The 22,389-nt window shown below is 36.1% G+C and carries 23 protein-coding genes; 17 read left to right on the top strand and 6 right to left on the bottom strand.

The window, feature by feature from the left end:
• Positions 1 to 11: 11 nt before the first annotated feature.
• From Q0X66_RS12990 to Q0X66_RS12975, 4 genes are read right to left on the bottom strand one after another with little or no spacing between them, the layout of a single operon-like run.
• Positions 12 to 734, bottom strand: a complete 723-nt coding sequence (locus Q0X66_RS12990) for a head GIN domain-containing protein (protein WP_297707061.1) — start codon at positions 732 to 734, stop codon at positions 12 to 14.
• Between the two features lie 44 nt (positions 735 to 778).
• Positions 779 to 1,870: a hypothetical protein gene (locus Q0X66_RS12985; RefSeq protein ID WP_297707059.1), complete on the bottom strand. Its 1,092-nt coding sequence runs from the start codon at positions 1,868 to 1,870 to the stop codon at positions 779 to 781.
• Positions 1,851 to 2,411, bottom strand: coding sequence for a hypothetical protein (locus Q0X66_RS12980; RefSeq protein ID WP_297707057.1), 561 nt, complete (start codon positions 2,409 to 2,411; stop codon positions 1,851 to 1,853). The genes Q0X66_RS12985 and Q0X66_RS12980 overlap by 20 nt, the downstream gene beginning before the upstream one ends.
• Before the next feature lie 2 nt (positions 2,412 to 2,413).
• Positions 2,414 to 2,965, bottom strand: coding sequence for an RNA polymerase sigma factor (locus tag Q0X66_RS12975; RefSeq protein ID WP_297707055.1), 552 nt, complete (start codon positions 2,963 to 2,965; stop codon positions 2,414 to 2,416).
• Positions 2,966 to 3,182: 217 nt separating this feature from the next.
• On the opposite strand from Q0X66_RS12975, the gene lon reads away from it, so the two are divergent.
• Together lon and cmk are read left to right on the top strand one after the other, a co-directional pair.
• Entirely contained in the window at positions 3,183 to 5,633 is a 2,451-nt protein-coding gene (gene lon, locus Q0X66_RS12970; protein ID WP_297707052.1) for an endopeptidase La, read from the top strand.
• 98 nt (positions 5,634 to 5,731) lie between these two features.
• Positions 5,732 to 6,436, top strand: a complete 705-nt coding sequence (gene cmk / locus Q0X66_RS12965) for a (d)CMP kinase (RefSeq protein ID WP_297707050.1) — start codon at positions 5,732 to 5,734, stop codon at positions 6,434 to 6,436.
• 30 nt (positions 6,437 to 6,466) lie between these two features.
• On the opposite strand, the gene Q0X66_RS12960 is transcribed toward cmk, so the two are convergent.
• Positions 6,467 to 6,847 (bottom strand): LysM peptidoglycan-binding domain-containing protein, encoded by a 381-nt coding sequence (locus tag Q0X66_RS12960; RefSeq protein ID WP_297707048.1) that lies wholly within the window; start codon positions 6,845 to 6,847, stop codon positions 6,467 to 6,469.
• A gap of 261 nt (positions 6,848 to 7,108) precedes the next feature.
• On the opposite strand from Q0X66_RS12960, the gene rpsA reads away from it, so the two are divergent.
• The 10 genes from rpsA (at position 7,109) to Q0X66_RS12910 (ending at position 16,525) form a co-directional block, all read left to right on the top strand.
• Positions 7,109 to 8,944: a 30S ribosomal protein S1 gene (rpsA, locus tag Q0X66_RS12955; protein ID WP_297707046.1), complete on the top strand. Its 1,836-nt coding sequence runs from the start codon at positions 7,109 to 7,111 to the stop codon at positions 8,942 to 8,944.
• Positions 8,945 to 9,128: 184 nt separating this feature from the next.
• On the top strand, positions 9,129 to 9,668 hold the full coding sequence (gene pyrR / locus Q0X66_RS12950) for a bifunctional pyr operon transcriptional regulator/uracil phosphoribosyltransferase PyrR (protein ID WP_297707044.1): 540 nt from the start codon (positions 9,129 to 9,131) through the stop codon (positions 9,666 to 9,668).
• A 7-nt stretch (positions 9,669 to 9,675) separates the two neighbouring features.
• Positions 9,676 to 10,608 carry an aspartate carbamoyltransferase catalytic subunit gene (locus tag Q0X66_RS12945; protein ID WP_297707042.1) on the top strand — a complete coding sequence of 311 codons (933 nt, stop codon included), beginning with the start codon at positions 9,676 to 9,678 and terminating at the stop codon, positions 10,606 to 10,608.
• Entirely contained in the window at positions 10,605 to 10,937 is a 333-nt protein-coding gene (locus Q0X66_RS12940; protein ID WP_297707041.1) for a ribonuclease Z, read from the top strand. Before Q0X66_RS12945 ends, Q0X66_RS12940 begins: the two co-directional genes overlap by 4 nt.
• A 3-nt stretch (positions 10,938 to 10,940) precedes the next feature.
• Entirely contained in the window at positions 10,941 to 11,420 is a 480-nt protein-coding gene (locus tag Q0X66_RS12935) for a DUF3291 domain-containing protein (protein WP_297707039.1), read from the top strand.
• Positions 11,417 to 12,322 (top strand): ribonuclease Z, encoded by a 906-nt coding sequence (locus tag Q0X66_RS12930; protein WP_297707037.1) that lies wholly within the window; start codon positions 11,417 to 11,419, stop codon positions 12,320 to 12,322. The genes Q0X66_RS12935 and Q0X66_RS12930 overlap by 4 nt, the downstream gene beginning before the upstream one ends.
• A 151-nt stretch (positions 12,323 to 12,473) precedes the next feature.
• On the top strand, positions 12,474 to 13,121 hold the full coding sequence (gene pdxH, locus Q0X66_RS12925; RefSeq protein WP_297707035.1) for a pyridoxamine 5'-phosphate oxidase: 648 nt from the start codon (positions 12,474 to 12,476) through the stop codon (positions 13,119 to 13,121).
• Positions 13,122 to 13,134: 13 nt separating this feature from the next.
• Entirely contained in the window at positions 13,135 to 13,620 is a 486-nt protein-coding gene (locus tag Q0X66_RS12920) for a histidine phosphatase family protein (protein ID WP_297707032.1), read from the top strand.
• Positions 13,620 to 15,641 (top strand): polyphosphate kinase 1, encoded by a 2,022-nt coding sequence (gene ppk1, locus Q0X66_RS12915; RefSeq protein ID WP_297707030.1) that lies wholly within the window; start codon positions 13,620 to 13,622, stop codon positions 15,639 to 15,641. The genes Q0X66_RS12920 and ppk1 overlap by 1 nt, the downstream gene beginning before the upstream one ends.
• Entirely contained in the window at positions 15,638 to 16,525 is an 888-nt protein-coding gene (locus tag Q0X66_RS12910; protein WP_297707028.1) for an exopolyphosphatase, read from the top strand. Before ppk1 ends, Q0X66_RS12910 begins: the two co-directional genes overlap by 4 nt.
• Positions 16,526 to 16,596: 71 nt before the next feature.
• Here Q0X66_RS12910 and Q0X66_RS12905 read toward each other — a convergent pair whose 3' ends face one another.
• Positions 16,597 to 17,178 (bottom strand): tRNA-(ms[2]io[6]A)-hydroxylase, encoded by a 582-nt coding sequence (locus Q0X66_RS12905; RefSeq protein WP_297707027.1) that lies wholly within the window; start codon positions 17,176 to 17,178, stop codon positions 16,597 to 16,599.
• A gap of 165 nt (positions 17,179 to 17,343) precedes the next feature.
• Here Q0X66_RS12905 and Q0X66_RS12900 point away from each other — a divergent pair, with 165 nt between their 5' ends.
• From Q0X66_RS12900 to eboE, 5 genes are read left to right on the top strand one after another with little or no spacing between them, the layout of a single operon-like run.
• Positions 17,344 to 18,207: an EboA domain-containing protein gene (locus Q0X66_RS12900; RefSeq protein ID WP_297707025.1), complete on the top strand. Its 864-nt coding sequence runs from the start codon at positions 17,344 to 17,346 to the stop codon at positions 18,205 to 18,207.
• Positions 18,204 to 19,112 (top strand): TatD family hydrolase, encoded by a 909-nt coding sequence (locus Q0X66_RS12895; RefSeq protein ID WP_297707023.1) that lies wholly within the window; start codon positions 18,204 to 18,206, stop codon positions 19,110 to 19,112. The genes Q0X66_RS12900 and Q0X66_RS12895 overlap by 4 nt, the downstream gene beginning before the upstream one ends.
• Before the next feature lies 1 nt (position 19,113).
• Positions 19,114 to 20,016, top strand: coding sequence for a UbiA-like protein EboC (gene eboC / locus Q0X66_RS12890; protein WP_297707021.1), 903 nt, complete (start codon positions 19,114 to 19,116; stop codon positions 20,014 to 20,016).
• Positions 20,017 to 20,025: 9 nt separating this feature from the next.
• A complete protein-coding gene (locus Q0X66_RS12885; RefSeq protein WP_297707019.1) occupies positions 20,026 to 21,192 on the top strand; it encodes a 3-dehydroquinate synthase in 1,167 nt (388 codons plus the stop codon).
• A gap of 3 nt (positions 21,193 to 21,195) precedes the next feature.
• On the top strand, positions 21,196 to 22,389 hold the full coding sequence (gene eboE / locus Q0X66_RS12880; protein WP_297707017.1) for a metabolite traffic protein EboE: 1,194 nt from the start codon (positions 21,196 to 21,198) through the stop codon (positions 22,387 to 22,389).

The following is a 22,389-nucleotide window of genomic DNA, read 5'->3' as shown; positions in this document are numbered from 1 at the left end:
TTGATGTAATTCTATCCCTTGGTAATATCCCCGGAGCCCGAAACTTTACTATCTATTTTTGTTGCATCTCCGCGATAATGAATATCTCCGGAGCCAGATACCCTTGCTTTCAGCATTTTATTAGCCGTTACTTTAATATCGGCAGATCCTGAAATACTTGCATCTACTGTATCGGCTATAAGGTCATAAGCCTTTATGTCACCGGAGCCCGAAATTTGAATATCAAATACTTCAGTGGTACCACTTAAATTGATATCTCCGGAACCAGACATTGACGCGCTAACCGTATTAGACTCTACATCCAGTGTTATATCCCCGGAGCCCGACATTCTTGTGCTAAATTCTGAAGCGGAAATGGTTTTTTTACCAAATATATCACCTGAGCCTGATAGGGAAACTTCGCTAACACTCTCTACCGGAACAGTTACATAAATACCACCATCCTTTTTCCAGGAAGAAGGTTGAAGGTTATAACCTTTTTTTACTTTGATTACCAATTTACCCTCCTTCACCTCAGTTTTAATATGTTCAAGCAAATTCTCCTCTCCTTCAAGACTTAATTTTCCTTCTTGTCCATCAACGAGAATTACATCAAACCATCCAGACACGGCAATCGCATCGTATTCGTCAGTAGATCGTTCAATGGTTACTACATTGCCGTTTCCTTTTATTTTCTGGGCATTTGTGACGGCAAACGTGCATATAGCTATTCCTAGAGTTATTATTTTCTTCATGATAAAATATTTAAGTTGTTAGTGTTTAATATTGATTGTTTTGATTAATTTTTAGAGAAAGTAATACTTCCATAATCACTCGTTATGGAGATCATATTTTCGCTACCTGCACTACCGTAAAATCCTTTGTAATAACGCTCGGTGGATTTCTCTTTACTTATACTGATATCAAAATCATCTTTCCCGCTAACACCGGCATATTCGGTGGAAATTTCAAAATTAAAATTATACATAGGATCATAACCTATTTTAATGCCCGTATAATCTGTTCGGATTGAAACATTTCCAGCATCCTGAGCCATATTAGCTATGCCCACAGAACCGTAATCTGCATTAATGTCCACATTCCCGTGAATGGTACCCAACTTAACGTTTATGTAGTCGCCATTTCCCTGTACATTGTTTGCTTCATCTACTTCCAATTTGCCATAATCACTGGTGTATTCTAAATTTTCCATTTGTCCGATTGCAGCATTGGTATAATCGGCACTGACGTATAAATTTCCTGCTTTTTGTATTGTAAACCCGGAATAATCGGCAGAAATCTTAGCACTGTTTACATATTCAATAGTTGATTTGGATGTGTAATCGAATTTTAATTCATTATTCCTTCCGTGTAGTTCACCTATTTCTAACCTTCCGTAATCACAACTAATTTTCGCATGGCCATCAATCCGGTCCAGCATTATATTCCCATAGTCATTATTTAGATGGACACTATTTTTTACAGGAAGTTTAATAGTATAGTTTATTTGCATGTTCACATTGTTGCTCTTCCCCCAATTCCAATCCCAGCTTCCTTTATTTTTATTAAAAATAGTTTTTGCGGAAACCATATCACTGCTGGCTTCAAAATCTACTGTAATTTCATCAAGCTTTTCCTGTACTTTAGACTCGTTATTACCGCTGGTTTTAATATGAACTTCTATTACTACTCTATTCTCGTTCCAGGAACTCAAAGTAATATTTCCGTAACTATTTCTAATTTTTAGCAAGGCATCTGAATTAACATCATATTCCTTCTTAATGGTTTTCTCCTTGGTATATTTGCCTTTTAAATCCCCATTATTGGCAAGAGCCATAACCGGAAGAGCCAGAAGTGCAATTAATGTATATTTAAATAGTAATGTTTTCATCATCGTAATTTTTAAAAGTTTTAATATTTTCTATTTTGTCCATAACCTCTTGAAGTAAATCTATACGGGTTGAGTAATTTGTAATCATAGCACTCAGTATTTGTTTACTATTTCCACCATTAAGAAGATCTTGTTCAAGTTTCTTATAGTTTATTTCCAGTTTATTTAATTGCAACATAGCGTCATCCACTAATTTCTTAGTTTCAGGTGTGCTTTCATTCTCCAGTTCTTTTATTTGGTCTTCAATAAGGCTGGCAAAGTAAAACTGAGTTTGCGAAACTTCCGGAGAAATTTCAGCCAGCTGTTCATCAATGGATGGTTGATTAGTATAAAGCGAAGCCCCAACTGCGAAAAGCAACATTATGGAAGCTGCTATTGATAATGGTCTCCACCAACTATTCTTTTTAGGGATTAGTTTTACTACACCACTTTCATTGCTCAACTTCTTCAGGAATCTTTGCTCATGACCTGTATCTGGTTCTTTTGTATCAAAAGAGCCTTGCAGGCTTTTAAACATTTCCTCTATTCGATCTTCTTTCATAATTAAGCATTTATCATTTTTTTTCTTAAACTTTCTTTCGCTCTTGATATGGTAGTCCTGCAATTCGCATAACTTATATCCATAATTGAACTAACCTCTTCGTAATCATAACCTTCAATTAGATGTAAGGTCAAAGAAATTCTGTAATTATCTTTCAATTGTTTCATGGTTTCGAGTACTTTTTGAGCCATTCGTTCTGTACTCCCATGATCCTCAGAAATTCCATCATTATCTTCGACCTTGTACAATATTTCATCTAATCCTACCTCTTTCTTTTTCTGCTGTTTTCTGTAATGGTAGATGCTTTTGTTTATAACTATGCGCTTTAACCAGGCACCGAAAGTAACATCCCCTTTAAACGTATACAGTTTCGTAAAAGCATTTAAAAACGATTCCTGCATAACATCTTCAGCTTCCGCACTGTCTTTTACTATCCTATATGCCGTGTTAAACATGGCTTTGTAATAGCGATTATAAATTTCCATTTGTGCACTTTGTCTACCTTCCAGACACAATTGTAACAAGGCTTCAGTATGTACTTTATTTTGGCTCAAAAAGTAAATGCTTTATATAAAAGATTTGATAATTTAAGGAATGTTACACTTTTTTTGGAAAAATATCTATTTGTTGGCACAAGAATTGTCCTAAAGAAGTAGAAAAGAGTGTATACACGGTATTTTCAGACTAAAGGCGTGTCGTTTTATAAAGTATACGTGGAGCATAATAATAGAAAACCTGTCCTAAAATGACAGAATGACCGAATAAAATGCTATGGGATATTCCAATTATTCAAAATTTGACAATATGACGTTACAAGGAATTGATGAAGATTCTGAATTAATACCATTATTAACTCCTGAGGATGAAGAGGAAATGAATAATGAAAGCTTACCAGAGGTTTTGCCTATTTTACCTCTTCGAAATACCGTATTATTTCCCGGTGTAGTAATACCAATTACGGCCGGCAGAGATACCTCAATAAATTTGATTAAGGATGCTAATAAAGGATCGAAGGTCATAGGTGTTGTTTCTCAAAAAGATGAGGAGACTGAAAACCCCGGGATTAAAGATATTAATGTTTTAGGTACTGTAGCCAGAATTTTACGGGTATTAAAAATGCCTGATGGTAATACAACAGTAATTATACAGGGTAAAAAACGATTTGAAATAGCGGAGGTACTTACGGAGAATCCTTATATGACAGCTACAATTCGAGAAGCAGATGAAGCAAGACCCTCACCTGGTAATCAGGAATTTCTGGCTATCATTGACTCAATAAAGGAACTGGCATTAAAAATCATCAAAAATAATCCTAACATCCCAAGTGAAGCTTCCTTTGCGATAAAGAACATAGAAAGTAATTCTTTCCTGATAAACTTTGTTTCTTCCAATCTTAATCTCGATGTAAAAGATAAGCAAGACTTATTAGAGATTCCTAATCTGCAAGACAGGGCACTCGCCACATTGAAATATATGAATGTGGAACTGCAGAAATTGAAACTTCAGAAAGATATTCAATCCAGGGTACGAAGTGATATGGACCAGCAGCAGCGTGAGTATTTTTTACATCAGCAAATGAAAACTATTCAGGAAGAACTTGGTGGTGTTTCTTATGATGAGGAAGTTGATGAAATGCAAGCCAAATCCAAGAATAAAAAATGGGATAAGAAAGTGGCTGAACATTTTGAAAAGGAATTGGCCAAAATGAAACGTATGAACCCACAAGTGGCTGAGTATTCCATACAAAGGAATTATTTGGATTTATTTCTGGATTTGCCATGGAATGAGTATTCCAAGGATAAATTTGATCTTAAGAGGGCTCAGAAAATTTTAGACAGGGACCATTATGGTCTTGAAGATGTAAAGCAAAGAATAATTGAATATTTAGCGGTTCTTAAACTGAGAAATGATATGAAATCTCCAATTCTCTGTCTTTATGGACCTCCTGGGGTTGGAAAGACTTCCCTGGGTAAATCGGTGGCCGAAGCATTAGGCAGGGAATATGTACGGATGTCTTTAGGTGGTTTGCGAGACGAAGCAGAAATCAGAGGTCATCGTAAAACCTATATAGGGGCCATGCCCGGCAGGATATTACAAAGTGTTAAAAAAGCAGGGACTTCAAACCCGGTCTTCATTTTAGATGAAATAGATAAATTAGGGGCTAGTCATCAGGGAGACCCATCTTCTGCTATGTTAGAGGTTTTAGATCCTGAGCAAAACAATGATTTCCATGATAATTTTCTTGAACTTGGATATGATCTTTCTAAAGTCATGTTTATTGCAACAGCTAATAATCTATCTACGATTCAGCCTGCCTTGCGCGATAGAATGGAGATAATAAATGTAACCGGGTATACCATTGAAGAAAAAGTGGAAATTGCCAAACGACATTTGCTGCCAAAACAACTTAAAGAACATGGACTATCATCGAAAGATTTAAAAATTGGGAAACGTCAGCTGGAAAAAATTGTTGAGGGATATACCCGCGAATCCGGTGTTCGTGGTCTGGAAAAACGAATAGCAAAAATGGTCCGATATGCAGCTAAATCTATTGCTATTGAGGAGTCATATAATGTGAAGATTAGCAATGATGATGTTGAAAAGGTATTGGGTCCGGCCAGGATGGAACGCGATAAATACGAAAATAATGACGTAGCCGGAGTTGTTACCGGATTGGCCTGGACCAGTGTTGGTGGTGATATTCTTTTTATTGAATCTATTTTGTCTAAAGGAAAAGGCACACTCAATATAACAGGGAACTTAGGTAAAGTCATGAAGGAATCTGCTACCATTGCAATGGAGTATATAAAATCCAATGCCGATAGTTTTGGTATAGATCCAGAAGTTTTTGAAAAGTATAATGTTCATATTCACGTGCCGGAAGGAGCAACACCCAAAGATGGTCCAAGTGCGGGCATTACTATGCTTACCTCACTAGTTTCTTTATTTGCTCAGAAAAAGGTCAAAAAAAGCCTGGCTATGACAGGCGAAATAACCTTAAGAGGTAAAGTTTTACCCGTAGGTGGTATAAAAGAAAAAATACTTGCAGCTAAAAGAGCCAGGATAAAGGAGATAATACTATCGGAGGAGAACAGAAAAGATATCCTTGAAATAAAAGAGGAATACTTAAAAGGTCTAACTTTTCATTATGTAACGGATATGAGCGAGGTAATAGATGAGGCCATTACTGACCAAAAAGTAAAAAACGCCAAGAAGTTATAGCCAATATTCATAATACTAAATTGTCCTTTCATGTTTGGAATTAAGCTAAGAGGTCTTTTTTAGTTTGACTTTTATTCATTTCTCTCTACTTTTAACATATGGGAAAGATTACTATTGCAATTGACGGTTATTCGTCAACAGGAAAAAGTACTATTGCCAAAGAATTGGCCAGCGCTTTAAATTATAATTATGTAGATACAGGTGCTATGTACAGGGCGATTACGCTATTTGCTTGTGAAAATAATTGTATTGTCAACGAAAATATTGACCATGCTAAGCTTATCGACCTCCTTCCAAAAGCGAATCTAAAATTTCAATTAAACAGGGAATTAGACCTTTCAGAAATGTTTCTCAACGGGAAAAATGTGGAGCAGGAAATAAGAAGTATGCGTGTTTCTAAACAGGTTAGCAAAATTTCGATAATCCCCGAGGTAAGAGAAAAATTGGTAAGCATGCAAAGAAAAATGGGTATTGACAAAGGGATAGTTATGGATGGCAGGGATATAGGAACCGTCGTTTTTCCCAATGCAGAATTTAAAATATTTATGACGGCTTCTCCTGATATAAGAGCGTCTAGGCGATATAAGGAATTGATTTCAAAAGGAGAAGAGGTAACTTTCGAGGAGGTGCTTAAAAATGTTCGAGAGCGTGATTATATAGATTCAAACAGGGCAAATTCACCTTTGTTGAAGGCTGAGGATGCTATTGAATTTGACAATAGCGATATGGGCTTAAAGGAACAGTTTGAACGAATCCATTATCATGCGCTGCAGGTTATTGAAAAACAAAAAAAGAACGCTTAAAAAGCGTTCTTTTTTTTATAAATTAGATAACTAATTGTTAGGGATTATCAATACCTGATCTGGATGAATTATATCCGGGTTTTTCAGAATATTTGTATTCGCACTAAAAATCTGTTTGTATTTCATTGGGTCACCATAATAGTGCTTTGCTATTTTGCTTAGAGACTCCCCGCTTTTCACAACATGACGATGATATACAGAGCCATCACCTACAGAAATATTGGCCTTTATATCTGAGGCGTGTTCACCGCCAATTTCTTTTATTTTATCCCAAATTAGATCTTTTTCATATTGGGTATGCGCTTCTCCTTTAATCTTTAAAACGCCTTCTGCTTCAACTACATCACCATCTTTTATACCTAATTGTTCACCTAAATTAAGGACTGCCTGATATTTTGCTTTAACACTCATTTTGTTTATTTTAATTATTACTATTTGTGACGTACAAGTTACAAAATACCTGTTGATTTTACCAGGAAATATGTAAATCTCGACCCTTATTTTAATCCTTCCCCTACACTACTTTGTAAAACAACATTTTAATTGTACTTTTGCACTCCTTTTTTACAAATAATCAGGAGAAAAGAAAGGACTAAAAAAAAATCAAATAACAGCTTCTGTAGGAATTGTTTAACTCCTGAAAGTACTACGGAATACAAATTTAATCAGCACATGGCTGAAGAAAAAGCAATAACAGAGGTAGTAGAGACTACTGAAGTAAAAGAAGAACAAAAAGCAGAGACACCAAAACAGGATCCTCAGGAGTTTTTGGAGAATTTCAATTGGGAGAAATATGAAGAAGGAATAGAGCGTGTTGAAGATTCCAAGCTTGAAGAATTTGAAAAGTTAGTTACAGAAAATTTTGTAGATACAGCCGATGAAGAGGTTGTACAGGGCACGGTTACTCATTTAACCGACCGTGAGGCCATTATCGACATTAATGCTAAGTCTGAGGGTGTTATCTCGCTCAATGAGTTCCGATACAATCCAGATCTTAAGATTGGTGATAAAGTTGAGGTTCTTATTGATGTCCGTGAAGATAAAAGCGGACAACTAGTTTTATCACACAGAAAGGCCAGAACTATCATGGCCTGGGATAGGGTTAATGCTGCGCATGATAAAGAAGAAGTGGTAACCGGTTTTGTAAAATGCAGAACAAAGGGAGGAATGATAGTGGATGTTTTTGGAATTGAAGCATTCTTACCGGGTTCACAGATTGATGTTAAACCTATTCGGGATTACGATCAGTATGTTGGTAAGACGATGGAATTCAAAGTAGTTAAGATCAACCATGAGTTCAAGAACGTGGTTGTTTCACATAAAGCATTGATTGAGGCAGATATTGAAGAACAGAAGAAAGAGATTATCAGTCAGCTCGAAAAAGGCCAGGTTCTCGAAGGTATAGTCAAGAACATTACGTCCTATGGTGTATTTATTGACCTTGGTGGCGTTGATGGCTTAGTTCATATCACCGATCTTTCATGGAGTAGAATAAATCATCCAAACGAAATTGTAGAATTAGATCAGAAACTCAATGTTGTTATTCTTGATTTCGATGATAACAAATCCAGAATCCAACTAGGTCTTAAACAATTGGAAAAACATCCTTGGGATGCTCTGGGAGATGAAATAAAAATTGGTGATAAAGTAAAAGGCAAAGTAGTTGTAATTGCGGATTATGGTGCCTTTTTAGAAGTTGCCGAAGGAGTGGAAGGATTGATTCATGTTTCCGAAATGTCCTGGTCAACTCATTTGAGATCAGCACAGGATTTTGTTAAGGTTGGCGATGAACTAGAAGCAGTCGTTTTAACCCTTGACAGAGAAGATCGTAAAATGTCATTGGGGATTAAGCAATTAACACCAGATCCATGGACTGACATTACAACAAAATATCCTGTTGGTTCCAGACATAAAGGAATTGTCAGAAACTTTACCAATTTTGGCGTTTTCGTTGAATTGGAAGAAGGTATAGATGGATTAATATATATATCAGATCTTTCCTGGACCAAGAAAATAAAGCACCCTTCAGAATTTGTAACAGTTGGAGATACTTTAGAAGTTGAAGTATTGGAGCTTGACGTAGAAGGGCGTAAATTGAGTTTGGGCCATAAACAAACTACAGAAAATCCATGGGATAAATATGAAAAGGAATTTGCCCTGGGCACTGTTCATAAATCTTCAATTTCTGAAATAGTAGATAAAGGTGCCGTTATAGATTTTAATGAAGATATAACTGCATTTGTTCCTCAACGCCATATGGAAAAAGAGGATGGCAAGAAATTGACTAAAGGCGAAGATGCTGAATTCAAGATTATTGAATTCAACAAAGAATTCAAACGTGTAGTCGCAAGTCACACCGCTATTTTTAGAGAAGAGGAACAACGCAATGTAAAAGTGGCTAAGAAAAAAGCAGCTGCTTCAGCAGAAGAGGCTAAGCCAACTTTGGGTGATGCCAATGTGCAATTACAAGCGTTGAAAGACAAGATGGAAGCCGATAAGAAAAAATAGGTTTCTAAGAAGTCTGCTTCAATAGTAGTAAAGAAAAAGTCCTGATATATTTGTCAGGACTTTTTTATTTATCGGGTATTTCTATAGTATTGAAGGAGAAAGACCTGTACAATATTTGAATCCATCATTTATATTAAGGAGAAATCCCTACTTTTGTAGTCGAAAAGAGTATGTTATCTAGCGCATGAGTCAAAAAGTATTGCTTTCTTCCAAAGAAATTAACATTATACTACACCGCCTGGCTTGTCAACTTTTAGAACATCATTTAGATTTTACAGAGACCGCATTAATAGGAATACAACCACGTGGAATTTTTCTTGCACAACGGCTTTCCAAAATTCTTAAAGAGGATTACGGAGTTAAACAAATAAATCTGGGACTCCTTGATATTACTTTTTATCGGGATGATTTTAGAAGAGGTGAAAAAACCCTGGAAGCCAGTAGCACTAAAATTGATTTTTTGGTGGAAGGTAAAAAGGTTGTCCTGATAGATGATGTACTTTATACGGGTCGAAGTATTCGTGCTGCATTAACGGCCATTCAATCTTTCGGAAGACCTAAGGAAATAGAATTATTAACCCTTATTGACCGTCGTTTTAGCAGGCATTTACCAATTCAACCTAACTATCGGGGAAGACAGGTAGACGCAATAAATGAAGAGAAGGTAAAGGTCATGTGGAAGGAAAATGATGGGAAGGATATTATTTATTTGGTAAGTAAATAGGGAACATATGAGCGAATTGAGTGTTAGACACTTATTGGGCATTAAATATCTTAAAGAAGAGGATATTCAACTCATTTTTGAAACCGCTGATCACTTCAAAGAGGTTATTAACAGATCAATTAAAAAAGTTCCTTCACTTCGTGATATTACCATAGCAAATATTTTCTTCGAAAGCAGTACAAGAACCAAGCTGTCTTTTGAACTGGCGGAAAAACGTTTATCCGCCGATGTAATTAATTTTTCCGCATCGCAGTCTTCGGTAAGGAAAGGCGAAACACTTATTGATACCGTTAACAATATCCTTTCCATGAAAGTAGATATGGTGGTAATGCGCCATCCCAGTCCCGGGGCTGGTATTTTTCTTTCGCAACATGTGGATGCCGCTATTGTCAATGCAGGAGACGGAGCACATGAACATCCTACCCAAGCCCTTTTGGATTCTTATTCTATTCGTGAAAAATTGGGCGATGTTGCGGGAAAAAATGTAGTAATAGTAGGCGATATTCTTCATTCGAGAGTAGCATTATCAAATATTTTTGCTCTAAAGTTACAAGGTGCAAATGTGAAAGTTTGTGGTCCCCGTACCTTGCTTCCAAAACATATAGAATCTTTAGGGATCGAGGTAGAAACCAATCTTATAAAGGCATTAAATTGGTGTGATGTGGCCAATATGTTGCGGATTCAAAACGAGCGTTTAGATATAAGTTATTTTCCAACAACCAGGGAATATACACAACAGTACGGAGTAAATAAAGCAATTCTGGATGGCCTGGATAAGGAAATTGTAATTATGCATCCGGGGCCAATAAACCGCGGTGTTGAGATAACCAGTGATGTGGCTGATTCCAAACAATCCATAATTCTAAACCAGGTGGAGAATGGAGTTGCTATTCGTATGGCAGTGATTTATTTGTTAGCTTCAAAAATAAAAACAAGATGATTTTTGATAAAGCCGGCAATACAACTATCGTATACCAGGAAAATATTTCCTTAAAACAATTTATAGAGAACCTTAACAAATCTTATCAGAATATAAAAAACGATCACCTAATTATTAACTTGTTTTCGTTCTCTAAAATAACTTCAAATGATATTTTGGAGTTTCTTCAGTTATCAAATACACACCGGGCTGCAAATAAATCTTTTGTATTGGTCACGAATAAAGTGGAATATGATCAGGTACCGCATGAAATTTGTCTGGTCCCTACAATCCAGGAGGCAAAAGATATTATTGAAATGGAAGAAATTGAACGAGACCTTGACCTGTAAATAATGAATTATAAGCTTGCACAAATTAATATTGCACGCATGTTGGCACCTCTGGACAGTGTTGTTATGACGGATTTTGTGAATAACCTGGATCGAATTAACGAATTAGCAGAAAAAAGTGAGGGCTTCATCTGGCGATTTATAGAGGACAATAACGAAACGGCTGTTAAGGTATTTAAAGATAATTTTATTGTTGTTAATATGTCGGTATGGCAATCCATAAATGCGCTTTTCAATTTTACCTATAGGTCTGAACACAAGGATATTTTCAAAAGGAGAAAGGAATGGTTCTCTGCTATGAAAGAAATGCATATGGCCTGCTGGTATGTGCCTGATGGTGAATATCCGACTCCTCAAGAAGCTAAAGTTAGGCTGGAATATCTCAACAAATATGGGGAAAGTCCGTATGCGTTTACTTTAAAGAGCAATTTTACCCCAATGGAAGCCAAAGAATATAAATTGGAAACCCGGAAACAAAAATGAAGCTGCATATCCTGGGTTGCTACTCTGCTACTCCTAGAGCATTGACTAACCCAACGTCTCAGGTATTGGAAATAAGGAACCACCTTTTTCTAATAGACTGTGGTGAAGGAACACAGGTACAGTTGCGAAAGAATAAAATAAAATTCTCAAGGATTGAGCATATTTTTATTTCACATTTACACGGAGATCATTTTTTTGGTTTACCCGGACTAATTTCCACGTTTAAACTTTTGGGTAGAGAAAAGGACCTCCACATATATGGTCCCGAAGGAATTCAACAGGCCATTACCTTACTTCTAAAGCTTGGCAATTCCTGGACCAATTATAAGCTTGTTTTTCACGAACTAACTTCCAAAAAATCTGAAATTATTTTTGAAAATACCAAGCTAAGGGTGAAGACAATTCCTTTGGATCATAGAATATATACCAACGGTTTTTTATTTAGCGAGCTACCGGGTGAGCGTAAATTAAATGTATTGGCAACCGCAAAATATAAAATAGACAAAGCGTATTATCAGAGTATAAAACAAGGCAAGGATATAAAAATGGATGATGGTTCAGTTATGGCAAATTCAGAACTCAGCCTGGATCCCCCTAAGACAAAACAATATGCCTATTGTAGTGATACCGCATTCAATATGGAGTTGGCACCCCTTCTTAAGGGTGTTGACTTGCTGTATCATGAAGCCACTTTTTTAGAGACCGAAGTACATTTGGCGAAAAAAACAAAGCATTCTACGGCCAGGCAGGCGGCAACAGTTGCCAAAGAAGCCAAGGTAAATAGATTAATTCTGGGACATTTTTCTACAAGGTATAAATCTATAGTACCATTCAGAGAGGAGGCTATAGAAGTTTTTAAAAATGTTGAATTGGCTGACGACGGTAAGAGTTTCGAAATTTAAGCACAACTACTTTCAGAAATTCTGAATTTCACTCCTGCTTATAGTAAAAGACGATTATTTCTTTCTCACTTTTTTATAAAAATTCAATAACACTTCACTTTTATACATCTTTTCCCCAACTTTGTAGTACTAATGTTTGTCTTTTAAAAAAATGCATAGAGATTTAGGAAATCATCGGAAATCTTACAAAAAAAGTGCCTTAACTGAGGAAGCTGTCTCGGACAATCCCATGGAACTTTTTCAGAAATGGTATTATGAAGTTGAAGCTGCTGACGGCATAGATGAAACAAACGCGATGTCAGTTTCGACATTGGGACTGGATGGATATCCAAAGAGCAGAATGGTCCTCCTAAAAAAATATACATTTGAGGGTTTCATTTTTTATTCTAATTATCAAAGCGAAAAAGGAAAAGCTATTGAGGCAGATCCAAGAGTTTGTTTGTCATTTTTTTGGCCCAATCTGGAACGGCAGATAATTATTAAAGGAAAGGCGGAGAAAATAGCCCAAAATCTTTCCGATGGTTATTTTGAGTCCAGACCGGAAGGCAGTAAATTAGGATCCATTGTATCTGATCAAAGCAGTGTAATTGAGTCGAGAGAAGTATTGGAAAATGAATTAAAGAAATTGGAAGAAAAATATAAAGGCAAAGAAATTGAACGTCCGGATTATTGGGGTGGTTATCTTGTCAGGCCTGTTTCTATGGAATTTTGGCAAGGCAGGGATAACAGGTTACACGATAGAATCCGGTACTCACTTCAAGCAGATTTTGATTGGAAAATAGAGCGACTGGCTCCATAAAACTAAATTAATTATGAAAACAGTAATTTTTGTCAGGCACGGGAAATCATCCTGGGAGTACGGAGTAAGTGACCAGGACAGGCCCTTACAAGAGAGGGGAATTAATGACGCCCATCTGGTAAGTGCTGAATTCAAAAGTCTGGCTAAGGACATAGATTCGGCATATTCAAGCTCTGCAAACAGGGCTCTTCATACCTGTATAGTATTCTTAAGGACTTTTAATTATCCTTTGGAAAAATTAAAAATTTCTGATCAGCTATATGATTTTTCCGGGGAGGCGGTAATGTCTTTTATAAAACAACTGGATGATAACTTCAATAAAGTCATGATTTTTGGCCATAACTACGCACTTACCAATGTTGTAAATCAATGGGGGAACAAGGCTATAGAAAATGTACCTACTTCGGCTTTGGTGCAAATCAGCTTTGATGTCTCCAATTGGCAAGCAATTAAAAATGGCACTACCGAACATGTCCTTATTCCAAAACACCTTAGATAATGATTAAATCTAAAAATCAATACATCAACAGGGAAATAAGCTGGTTGATGTTTAATGATCGTGTATTACAGGAAAGTGCAGATAAAAATGTTCCATTGATAGAACGACTTCGGTTTTTAGGTATTTTTTCAAATAATTTGGATGAATTTTTTAAAGTGAGGTACGCTACTATTAAAAGAATTGTCCTGGCAGGCAAGAAAGGTAAAAGTGCCTTAGGAGGTGAAAAAGCAAAGGATTTGTTGGCAGAAATCACCAAAATTGTAATCGATCAGCAAAGTAAAAGCCTGGAAATTCACGATGATATAGAAAGTGAATTAGAATCAGAAGGTATTTTTTTTATTAACGAAACGGAGGTGTCTGATAGTCAGGCCGAATTCGTTAAAAATTATTTCATAGAAAAGGTTAGCCCCCAATTAATGACTATAGTTCTTAATGATCTTAATCAATTTCCACTTTTAAAGGATACCGAAGCTTACCTGGCTGTAAAAATGATTCTTAAAGAAACCGAAAAAGACCAAAAAGACAAAGGAATAGTAGAGAATCGGTATGCACTTATAGAAATTCCAAAAGGCGTAGACCGATTTGTTGTACTTCCAAGGGAAGGAGATAAAAATTACATCATTATACTGGATGACCTTATCCGGTATTGTCTGGCTCGGATATTTCCTATGTTTGACTATGTAGCTATTTCTGCACATATGATTAAAATTACAAGAGATGCCGAATTGGACATAGACAATGACTTAAGTAAAACATTTATAGAAAAAATATCATCAAGCGTTCAAGGAAGAAAAATTAGTGATCCGGTTCGTTTTGTTTATGATAAGAGTTTAGCCATTGATACCTTAGAATTTTTAAAAGGGAAAATGGGTATTGAGGATACAGATAGTGTGATAATTACACCACTACCAGTTAAAGGGCTAAGTCTGGAAGGAAGCTTATTGGAACGTATTGCCGAAAGGGATTACCTGATGTATGCACCATACCATACCTTTTCATACATTATAAAATTCCTTAGGGAAGCTGCACTGGATCCAAAAGTAAAAAGCATTAAGATTACCGTATATCGCTTGGCAAAGAATTCACAAGTAGCGGCATCTTTAATAAATGCCGTGAAAAATGGCAAAAAAGTTACCATGCAGATAGAGTTAAGGGCTCGTTTTGATGAGCAGGCCAATATCAATTATGCGGAAGAATTACAGGCAGAAGGCGTAAAACTGGTCTTTGGAGTCCCGGGTCTGAAAGTACATAGTAAAATTTGCGTAATTGAAAGGGAAGAGGGCGATTCAATTAAGCGATATGGATTTATTAGTACCGGAAATTTTAATGAATCAACTGCCAAAATATATACAGATTATACCTTATTTACAGCTAATGAGGCTATCTTAAAAGAAGTCAAAATTGTCTTCGATTTTTTTGAAACCACATACAAAATATATAAATACAAACATCTGGTCGTTTCTCCTCATTATACTAAAAGTTTGTTTAAAAAATTAATTGACAATGAAATACAATCTGCAATACTAGGCAGAGATGCCTACATCAAAATAAAGATGAACAGTTTTACCTCCTATGAAATGGTAGATAAATTATATGAGGCTAGTAGGGCTGGTGTTAAAATACAGCTAATTATACGAGGTGTTTGTTGTCTTATTCCAGGGGTTGAGGGTATGAGTGAAAATATTGAAGCCATAAGTATTGTTGATAAATTTTTAGAGCATCCGCGGGTATTTATTTTTGGTAATGATGGAGATCCTAAAATCTTTATCTCATCTGCGGATTGGATGACAAGAAATTTAGACAATAGGGTGGAGGTTGGCTGTCCAATATATGACGATGACATTAAGCAGGAATTAATAGATACCTTTGAAATCTCCTGGAATGACAATGTTAAAGCCCGAATTTTTAATGGGGAACAGGACAATGTTTATAAGAAGAACGAGCAACCCAAATTGCGCTCTCAATTCGCTATTTATGAATACTACCTTAATAAAATAAATTCTAAAAAACTAGAAGTTTGAATATCCGAAAATTTGCCGCAATAGACGTTGGTTCCAATGCTATTAGGTTATTGGTTCATAATGTTATTGAGGAAAGGGATAAGGAAACAAAATTTAGGAAAAATGTACTTATCAGGGTCCCTGTCCGTCTAGGAGAAGATTCTTTCACCAAAGGTGCAATATCTGAATTCAATACTGAAAGAATTATAAAAACCATGAAATCTTTTAACCTTTTAATGGAGGTTATTGGAGTAGAAAAGTATAAGGCATGTGCAACATCGGCTATGAGGGAGGCACGCAATGGAAATAAAGTTATTGCCAAGATCTTTAAAGAATCGGGTATTACCATTCAATTAATTAATGGTAAAGAAGAGGCCGCAATAATTGCATCTACTGATCTAAAAAAACTTATTCAAACGGATCAGTCCTATCTCTATATAGATGTAGGTGGAGGCAGTACAGAATTCACTTTATTTACTAAAGGGAGTATTAAAGTATCAAGGTCTTTTAAGATAGGAACAGTACGCCTTCTTAATAATATAGTGAAAGACGATATATGGAATGATATTGAGTCATGGATAAGAAAAATTACAAAAGGGACGTCTAAAATTTCAATAATTGGTTCCGGAGGCAACATCAATAAATTACATAAATTGTCAGGGCGAAAGGAAGGGGAACCTATTTCCAATATCTGGTTGAATGCTCAATATAACTTTTTGAACAGTATGTCCTATGAAGACCGTATCTCCGAGTTAGGTTTGAATCCGGATAGGGCAGATGTAATCATTCCCGCCACACGGATATTTTTGTCTTCAGCTAAATGGAGTGGGGCAAGAAAAATTCACGTACCCAAAATTGGTCTTTCAGATGGGATTATAAAGACCTTATATTATGATGAATTTTGATTTCGAATTTTAATATATTTAAAAATATTGACAGGAAGCCTCTGGACTCCTGACTCTGAAGTAATTTTATGCTAACCGTGTATAGTTTCTTTTCTACCTAAATCCTTCATTATCTCTGCTTCATAATCCAAAAGTTCCAGCCATTTTTTATCTACCTCCTCCTTCTGTCCATATTTCCTGGCAAATTTCAAAAACATTGTATAATGCCCAGCCTCACTAACCATAAGTTTATGATAAAAATCTGACAGTTCCTTGTCATTTAGTTCTTCTGAAAGCAACCTAAACCGTTCACAACTTCGTGCTTCAATTAACGCAGCGTATAAGAGTCGGTGCACAAGCTGAGTTGTTCGGTTTCCTCCTTTCGGAAAAAATTTCAAAAGTTGAATAGCATATTCATCCTTTCGATACCTTCCCAGTGTTTTACCGCGTTTAAGGATCTTATCGTGTACCATTTTAAAATGACCCATTTCCTCCCTTGAAAGCGCTATCATTTCCTGTACCAACTCCGGATATTCGGGAAAAGTAACAATCAGTGAAATTGCAGTACTGGCCGCCTTTTGTTCACAATAGGCATGATCTGTCAGAATTTCGTCTATATTTTTTTCCACTATGTTTACCCAGCGGGGATCAGTTGCTAATTTTAGTCCTAACATGATTCAAATTTTTGCTAAATTAAAAAGAACCTGTGAAACACCTATAGTGTTTTATTAAACTATATATGTTTATTAAAAGAGGAGGTTTGCTGTTATCTTAATATATTTGTGCAGTCAAAGATATTTCTTTTGTTTAACTCCTTGTTTATTTTGTAATTGGAATATATGCAGCATTTGGATACTCGCGTACAGTTATCTGAAATTCTTGGCGATAGTGTATCGGAAGAAACACTTACCTGGATAGAGAATAAGTCAGATTTAATTATTAAGTCAAAATCTGCAAAGGAATTGTATCTGATCTATAGTTTAATTGCCGGAAAAATTGATCTTGCAAAAAAACCAATAATCCGGGGGATAAATCAGGGATTGAAAGATTATCTAATCGCACAGAATGCAGACTTGCTTCAAATTGCCAGGATTTATTTACTTATTAGAGTACTTGAATCAGATAAAGCATATTTTTCAACCAAGGTGGCAAATCTTATTCAGGTCGCGGATACCGGGGAGCTGGAGACATTTTTGAAGTTTTTAATACTTTTACCTAATGCCGGTGACTATAATCAGGTAGGAGTTGAGGCATTGCGTACTAATATTGATATAATTTTTGACGCTATAGCATTAAACAATCCATATCCCTCCATATATTTTAATGATCAGCAATGGAATCAAATGTATTTGAAAGCGGCATTTATGCAGCGAAATTTGAGAGATATTGTTGATGTTGAAAAGCGGGCCAACGGCGATTTAGCGAGAATTATTTCAGATTATGCCCATGAGCGTTGGGCGGCTTCAAGGGATATAGATCCAATGTTCTGGCGACCTGTAGCAGGATTTTTGAAAGGTGATTTATTACAGGATATGGATCATTTGTTTAAGAGTAAAGATAAAATTGAAAATCTGGCGGCTGCCCTTTGTTGTTATTACTCCCACGATCAGGAAGCAACCAAATTATTGGATAAATATCCGGATTTGATTCAAAAAATAGCGAGTAAAGCTGTCACCTGGGAAAATTTAAAAAATAAACTATGAAAGAAAAAATGATGATAATTGACCCTCATATTCATATGACCTCAAGGACAACCGATGACTATGAAGCCATGGCGGAAGCAGGAATTGTAGCAATTATTGAACCCTCTTTTTGGTTAGGTCAGCCGCGAACCCAAGTTGGATCATTCCAAGATTATTATAGTAGCCTTGTTGGATGGGAACCATTTAGAGCGAGTCAGTTTGGCATAAAACATTATTGTACCATTGGATTGAATTCCAAAGAAGCCAACAATGAAGCCCTGGCCGAGCAGGTTATGGAACTTTTACCCTTATATCTTCACAAGGAAAATGTTGTGGCTATAGGAGAAATAGGTTATGATGATCAAACTCCGGCTGAGGATAAGTATTTTCGGGAACAATTAGAACTGGCTAAAGAACTAAATATGACGGTTCAGGTTCATACCCCTCATCGGGATAAAAAGGCCGGAACAATTAAGAGTATGGAAGTGTGCATGGAGCATAAACTGGATCCTGGAAATGTTATAATTGACCACAACAATGAGGAAACAGTAAAAGAAGTTTTAGATAAAGGTTTTATAGCCGCTTTTACAATTTATCCCAAAACAAAAATGGGCAATGAACGCATGGTAGAAGTAGTGCGTAAATATGGCAGCTCAAATATCATAGTAGATAGTTCAGCAGACTGGGGAGTTAGTGACCCATTAGCTGTACCAAAAACTGCAGCCCTTATGTTAAAACGAGGAATTGATCGTAAAGACGTCATAAAAACCTGTTATAAAAATGCATTGGATGCATTCGGTAAAAATGGTAAAATGAAAGAATCAGACTGGCTAAATCCGCAGGGAATTAATCAATCAATTCTTTTTAAGGATAATAGTGTTTTACGAGGTCAGGAACCTCGTGTGGACACAGATCAAATTAAATAGAATGAACTTGGTACTCCTGGGTTACGCAAAGCTTTCCAGGCCTGCAAACTTGCCTACTGCCGTGGCTGATATAATGGCCGGTGCCAGTATATCTGGTTTTACTTTGCTAATTATATCAGACACATTTTTAAACGGACCGGTATATCTGAATTTAATCTTACTTATGTTTTCCTCAACATTCCTTTACGCTGGAGGGGTTGTACTAAATGACGTATTTGATTTTAAAATTGACCAGATAGAACGACCCGAAAGACCTATTCCAAAAGGAGATGTATCGCTTAAAGGAGCTTCATTATATGGTACCGGCCTATTGATGTCAGGAATTTTCATATCCTTTTTTGTGAATTACCTTAGTGGTATAATAGCTTTAATTCTTGCCGCGGGAATCATACTTTATGATACATTCTCCAAAAAATATAATTTTCTGGGTCCATTAAATATGGGGCTTTGCAGAGCTTTAAATTTAATTTTAGGAATGTCTGTATTTGGTGAAATATCCCACTGGATGTATGCCGTAATTCCTCTTATATATATTTTTGCCATTACGTTAATAAGCAGGGGGGAGGTTTTTGGGCAAAACAAAAAGCATATAATTTGGGCAGGACTATTATACGCAATGGTTGTTTTTATCGTTTTGATGATTACACCTGATATACAGAGGCGGTGGATTAGTTTATTTCCTTTCCTGGGTTTATTTATATTTCTGATTTATAGTTCATTGATTAGAGCATATAGAATAAATTCACCGGAAAACATTAAAAGAGCTGTGGTCAGTGGTGTGCTTTCAATAATTGTTTTGGATGCCTCACTCGCTGTTGCCTTTGATAGTTGGCAGTTTGGTTTGGTTGTTTTACTATTGCTGCCACTGTCATACATACTCGCTAAGATATTTGCGGTAACTTAAATTAAAAGCATGCAATTAAAACCCATAGAGCAGTCTTTTGCTGTAAACTTTAAATACAGTCTGCACTTTACAAACGATGTGTTTGAAAGCAACAATAGCCTGTTCGCTGAGGTCATAAAGTCTTATACACCAAATGAAAAGGTTAAACTCCTTTTTGTTGTAGACGATGGCGTTCTTAAAAAGCACCCGGAGTTAATCGGGAGTATTAAAAATTATTGTCTTTTGCATAGCTCTCAACTACTATTTACAGAGTGCCTTGTAATACCGGGTGGAGAAATAGCTAAAAACAATTATGATAATGTAGATAGAATAATAAGTGCTATCAATAATAACGCCATATGCAGGCACTCTTTTGTAATTGTTATAGGGGGTGGTGCAGTAATAGATGTGGCCGGTTATGCTGCGTCAGTTGCACACAGGGGTGTAAAACTCATCCGTATTCCAACAACGGTGCTTTCCCAGAATGATGCTGCAATAGGGGTAAAGAATGGTATAAATGCTTATAGCAAAAAGAACTTTATAGGAACTTTTGCACCACCATATGCTATTTTAAACGATAGAAATTTTTTGACAAGCCTTGGACAACGCGATTGGATTGCAGGTGTGGCTGAGGCCATTAAGGTTGCACTTATTAAAGATGAATTTTTCTTTAATACAATTAAAGAAAATGCGATTAAATTGAAAGAACGTGATATGGATGCCATGCTTAAAACTATTTACAGGTGCGCCGAAATGCATATGGAACACATTGCTAAAGGAGGCGACCCTTTTGAAAGTGGGTCTTCCAGACCATTAGATTTTGGTCATTGGTCCGCTCATAAGTTAGAACAGATGAGTAATTATTCTTTGAGGCACGGTGAAGCTGTAGCAAAGGGGATTGCACTGGATTTAACATATTCGCAGCTTGTAGGTTTTATTTCAGTGGAAATTTTGGATGAAATTTTAGAAGTCATGGCAGACATTGGCTTTGATTTGTCTATTCCGGTTTCAGGGGGCACGGAAATGCAGGAGTTATTAAAAGGGATTCAGGAGTTTCGCGAGCATCTTGGAGGAGAATTAACAATAACATTGATAAACGGTATTGGGCAGAAGATAGATGTGCACGAAATAGACATGGAATTAATGAAGAATGCAGTAAATTCCCTAAATAATAAATATAAAATTAATGTGGCATAAACTATGCTGATCGATGATAAATACCATCTGACTTATTGTACAAATATTCATCCGGGACAGGATTGGGCAGGCACTTTTGAGAGTTTAGCGCAATACTTGCCTATTATAAAAAACAAAATATCAAAAGAACAACCGTTTGGTATAGGATTGAGACTATCCAATAAGGCAAGCGAAGAACTTGCTATGAATAATAATCTTCCACAATTTAGAAGTTGGTTAATAAAAAACGGTCTTTATGTATTTACCATGAATGGTTTTCCATATGGAAATTTTCATGATGAAGTTGTTAAGGATAAAGTACATGAACCCGATTGGACAACAAGGGATAGGGTCAATTATACTATAAGATTATTTGAACAGTTAGCTTACCTCTTACCTGAAGGAATTTCCGGTGGCATTTCCACTTCACCTATTAGCTACAAACACTGGCATAAGGGCACTGATAGCAAAAAGATAGTCCTGGAAAAGGGGGCTGGTCATTTGACGGAGCTTATATTAAAACTCTATGAACTTGAAGAAAGAACATCCAAGTATCTTCATCTTGATATAGAACCGGAACCTGATGGGATGCTTGAGAATACTGAAGATGTTTTAATGTTCTACCGTAACTTTCTTTTACCAATTGCGAAAAAGGAGCTAATAAAAACTCTCGATGTGAGTGAAGAAAAGGCAAAAGATTTGGTTTTGCGCTATTGTACCCTTTGTTATGATATTTGTCATTTTTCACTTGCCTATGAAGAGCCCGCTTTTACTTTCGAAAAATTAAAGGAAGCCGGAATTAAGATAGGAAAAATACAGGTAAGTGCAGCTTTGAAAGTTAGATTTGACACATCTGATAAAGATAAAATATGGGAATCATTGGCGCAATTTGATGAACCTACTTACCTGCACCAGGTTACTGAAAATACAAACGAGGGAGTTAAGACTTATAATGACTTACCCATTATTCTTAAAAATAAAACTGATGTTTCAGAATTAAGAGCCCATTTTCATGTTCCTATTTTTCTTGAATCTTTTGAGGAATTATATTCCACACAGGATCATATATTAAAGGTGATAACCATTCTCAGGGAAAATGTGATTTCAGAACACCTGGAAGTTGAGACATATACCTGGGATGTACTTCCAGATTCTCTTAAAAAAGAACTTTCAGAATCGATAATCAGAGAAATGAGCTGGTTAATAGATAAACTATAA

Origin of the sequence: uncultured Eudoraea sp. (genome assembly GCF_947260015.1) — a bacterium.
Classification (GTDB): domain Bacteria; phylum Bacteroidota; class Bacteroidia; order Flavobacteriales; family Flavobacteriaceae; genus Eudoraea.
This window is presented reverse-complemented; position numbering and strand designations above follow the sequence as displayed.

Excerpts from the sequence above, each read along its gene's own strand:
- Q0X66_RS12990 (WP_297707061.1), bottom strand. The coding sequence starts at position 734 with ATGAAGAAAATAATAACTCTAGGAATAGCTATATGCACGTTTGCCGTC.
- Q0X66_RS12985 (WP_297707059.1), bottom strand. The coding sequence starts at position 1,870 with ATGAAAACATTACTATTTAAATATACATTAATTGCACTTCTGGCTCTT.
- Q0X66_RS12980 (WP_297707057.1), bottom strand. The coding sequence starts at position 2,411 with ATGAAAGAAGATCGAATAGAGGAAATGTTTAAAAGCCTGCAAGGCTCT.
- lon (WP_297707052.1), top strand. The coding sequence starts at position 3,183 with ATGGGATATTCCAATTATTCAAAATTTGACAATATGACGTTACAAGGA.
- cmk (WP_297707050.1), top strand. The coding sequence starts at position 5,732 with ATGGGAAAGATTACTATTGCAATTGACGGTTATTCGTCAACAGGAAAA.
- Q0X66_RS12960 (WP_297707048.1), bottom strand. The coding sequence starts at position 6,847 with ATGAGTGTTAAAGCAAAATATCAGGCAGTCCTTAATTTAGGTGAACAA.
- rpsA (WP_297707046.1), top strand. The coding sequence starts at position 7,109 with ATGGCTGAAGAAAAAGCAATAACAGAGGTAGTAGAGACTACTGAAGTA.
- pyrR (WP_297707044.1), top strand. The coding sequence starts at position 9,129 with ATGAGTCAAAAAGTATTGCTTTCTTCCAAAGAAATTAACATTATACTA.
- Q0X66_RS12945 (WP_297707042.1), top strand. The coding sequence starts at position 9,676 with ATGAGCGAATTGAGTGTTAGACACTTATTGGGCATTAAATATCTTAAA.
- Q0X66_RS12940 (WP_297707041.1), top strand. The coding sequence starts at position 10,605 with ATGATTTTTGATAAAGCCGGCAATACAACTATCGTATACCAGGAAAAT.
- Q0X66_RS12935 (WP_297707039.1), top strand. The coding sequence starts at position 10,941 with ATGAATTATAAGCTTGCACAAATTAATATTGCACGCATGTTGGCACCT.
- Q0X66_RS12930 (WP_297707037.1), top strand. The coding sequence starts at position 11,417 with ATGAAGCTGCATATCCTGGGTTGCTACTCTGCTACTCCTAGAGCATTG.
- pdxH (WP_297707035.1), top strand. The coding sequence starts at position 12,474 with ATGCATAGAGATTTAGGAAATCATCGGAAATCTTACAAAAAAAGTGCC.
- Q0X66_RS12920 (WP_297707032.1), top strand. The coding sequence starts at position 13,135 with ATGAAAACAGTAATTTTTGTCAGGCACGGGAAATCATCCTGGGAGTAC.
- ppk1 (WP_297707030.1), top strand. The coding sequence starts at position 13,620 with ATGATTAAATCTAAAAATCAATACATCAACAGGGAAATAAGCTGGTTG.
- Q0X66_RS12905 (WP_297707027.1), bottom strand. The coding sequence starts at position 17,178 with ATGTTAGGACTAAAATTAGCAACTGATCCCCGCTGGGTAAACATAGTG.
- Q0X66_RS12900 (WP_297707025.1), top strand. The coding sequence starts at position 17,344 with ATGCAGCATTTGGATACTCGCGTACAGTTATCTGAAATTCTTGGCGAT.
- Q0X66_RS12895 (WP_297707023.1), top strand. The coding sequence starts at position 18,204 with ATGAAAGAAAAAATGATGATAATTGACCCTCATATTCATATGACCTCA.
- eboC (WP_297707021.1), top strand. The coding sequence starts at position 19,114 with ATGAACTTGGTACTCCTGGGTTACGCAAAGCTTTCCAGGCCTGCAAAC.
- Q0X66_RS12885 (WP_297707019.1), top strand. The coding sequence starts at position 20,026 with ATGCAATTAAAACCCATAGAGCAGTCTTTTGCTGTAAACTTTAAATAC.
- eboE (WP_297707017.1), top strand. The coding sequence starts at position 21,196 with ATGCTGATCGATGATAAATACCATCTGACTTATTGTACAAATATTCAT.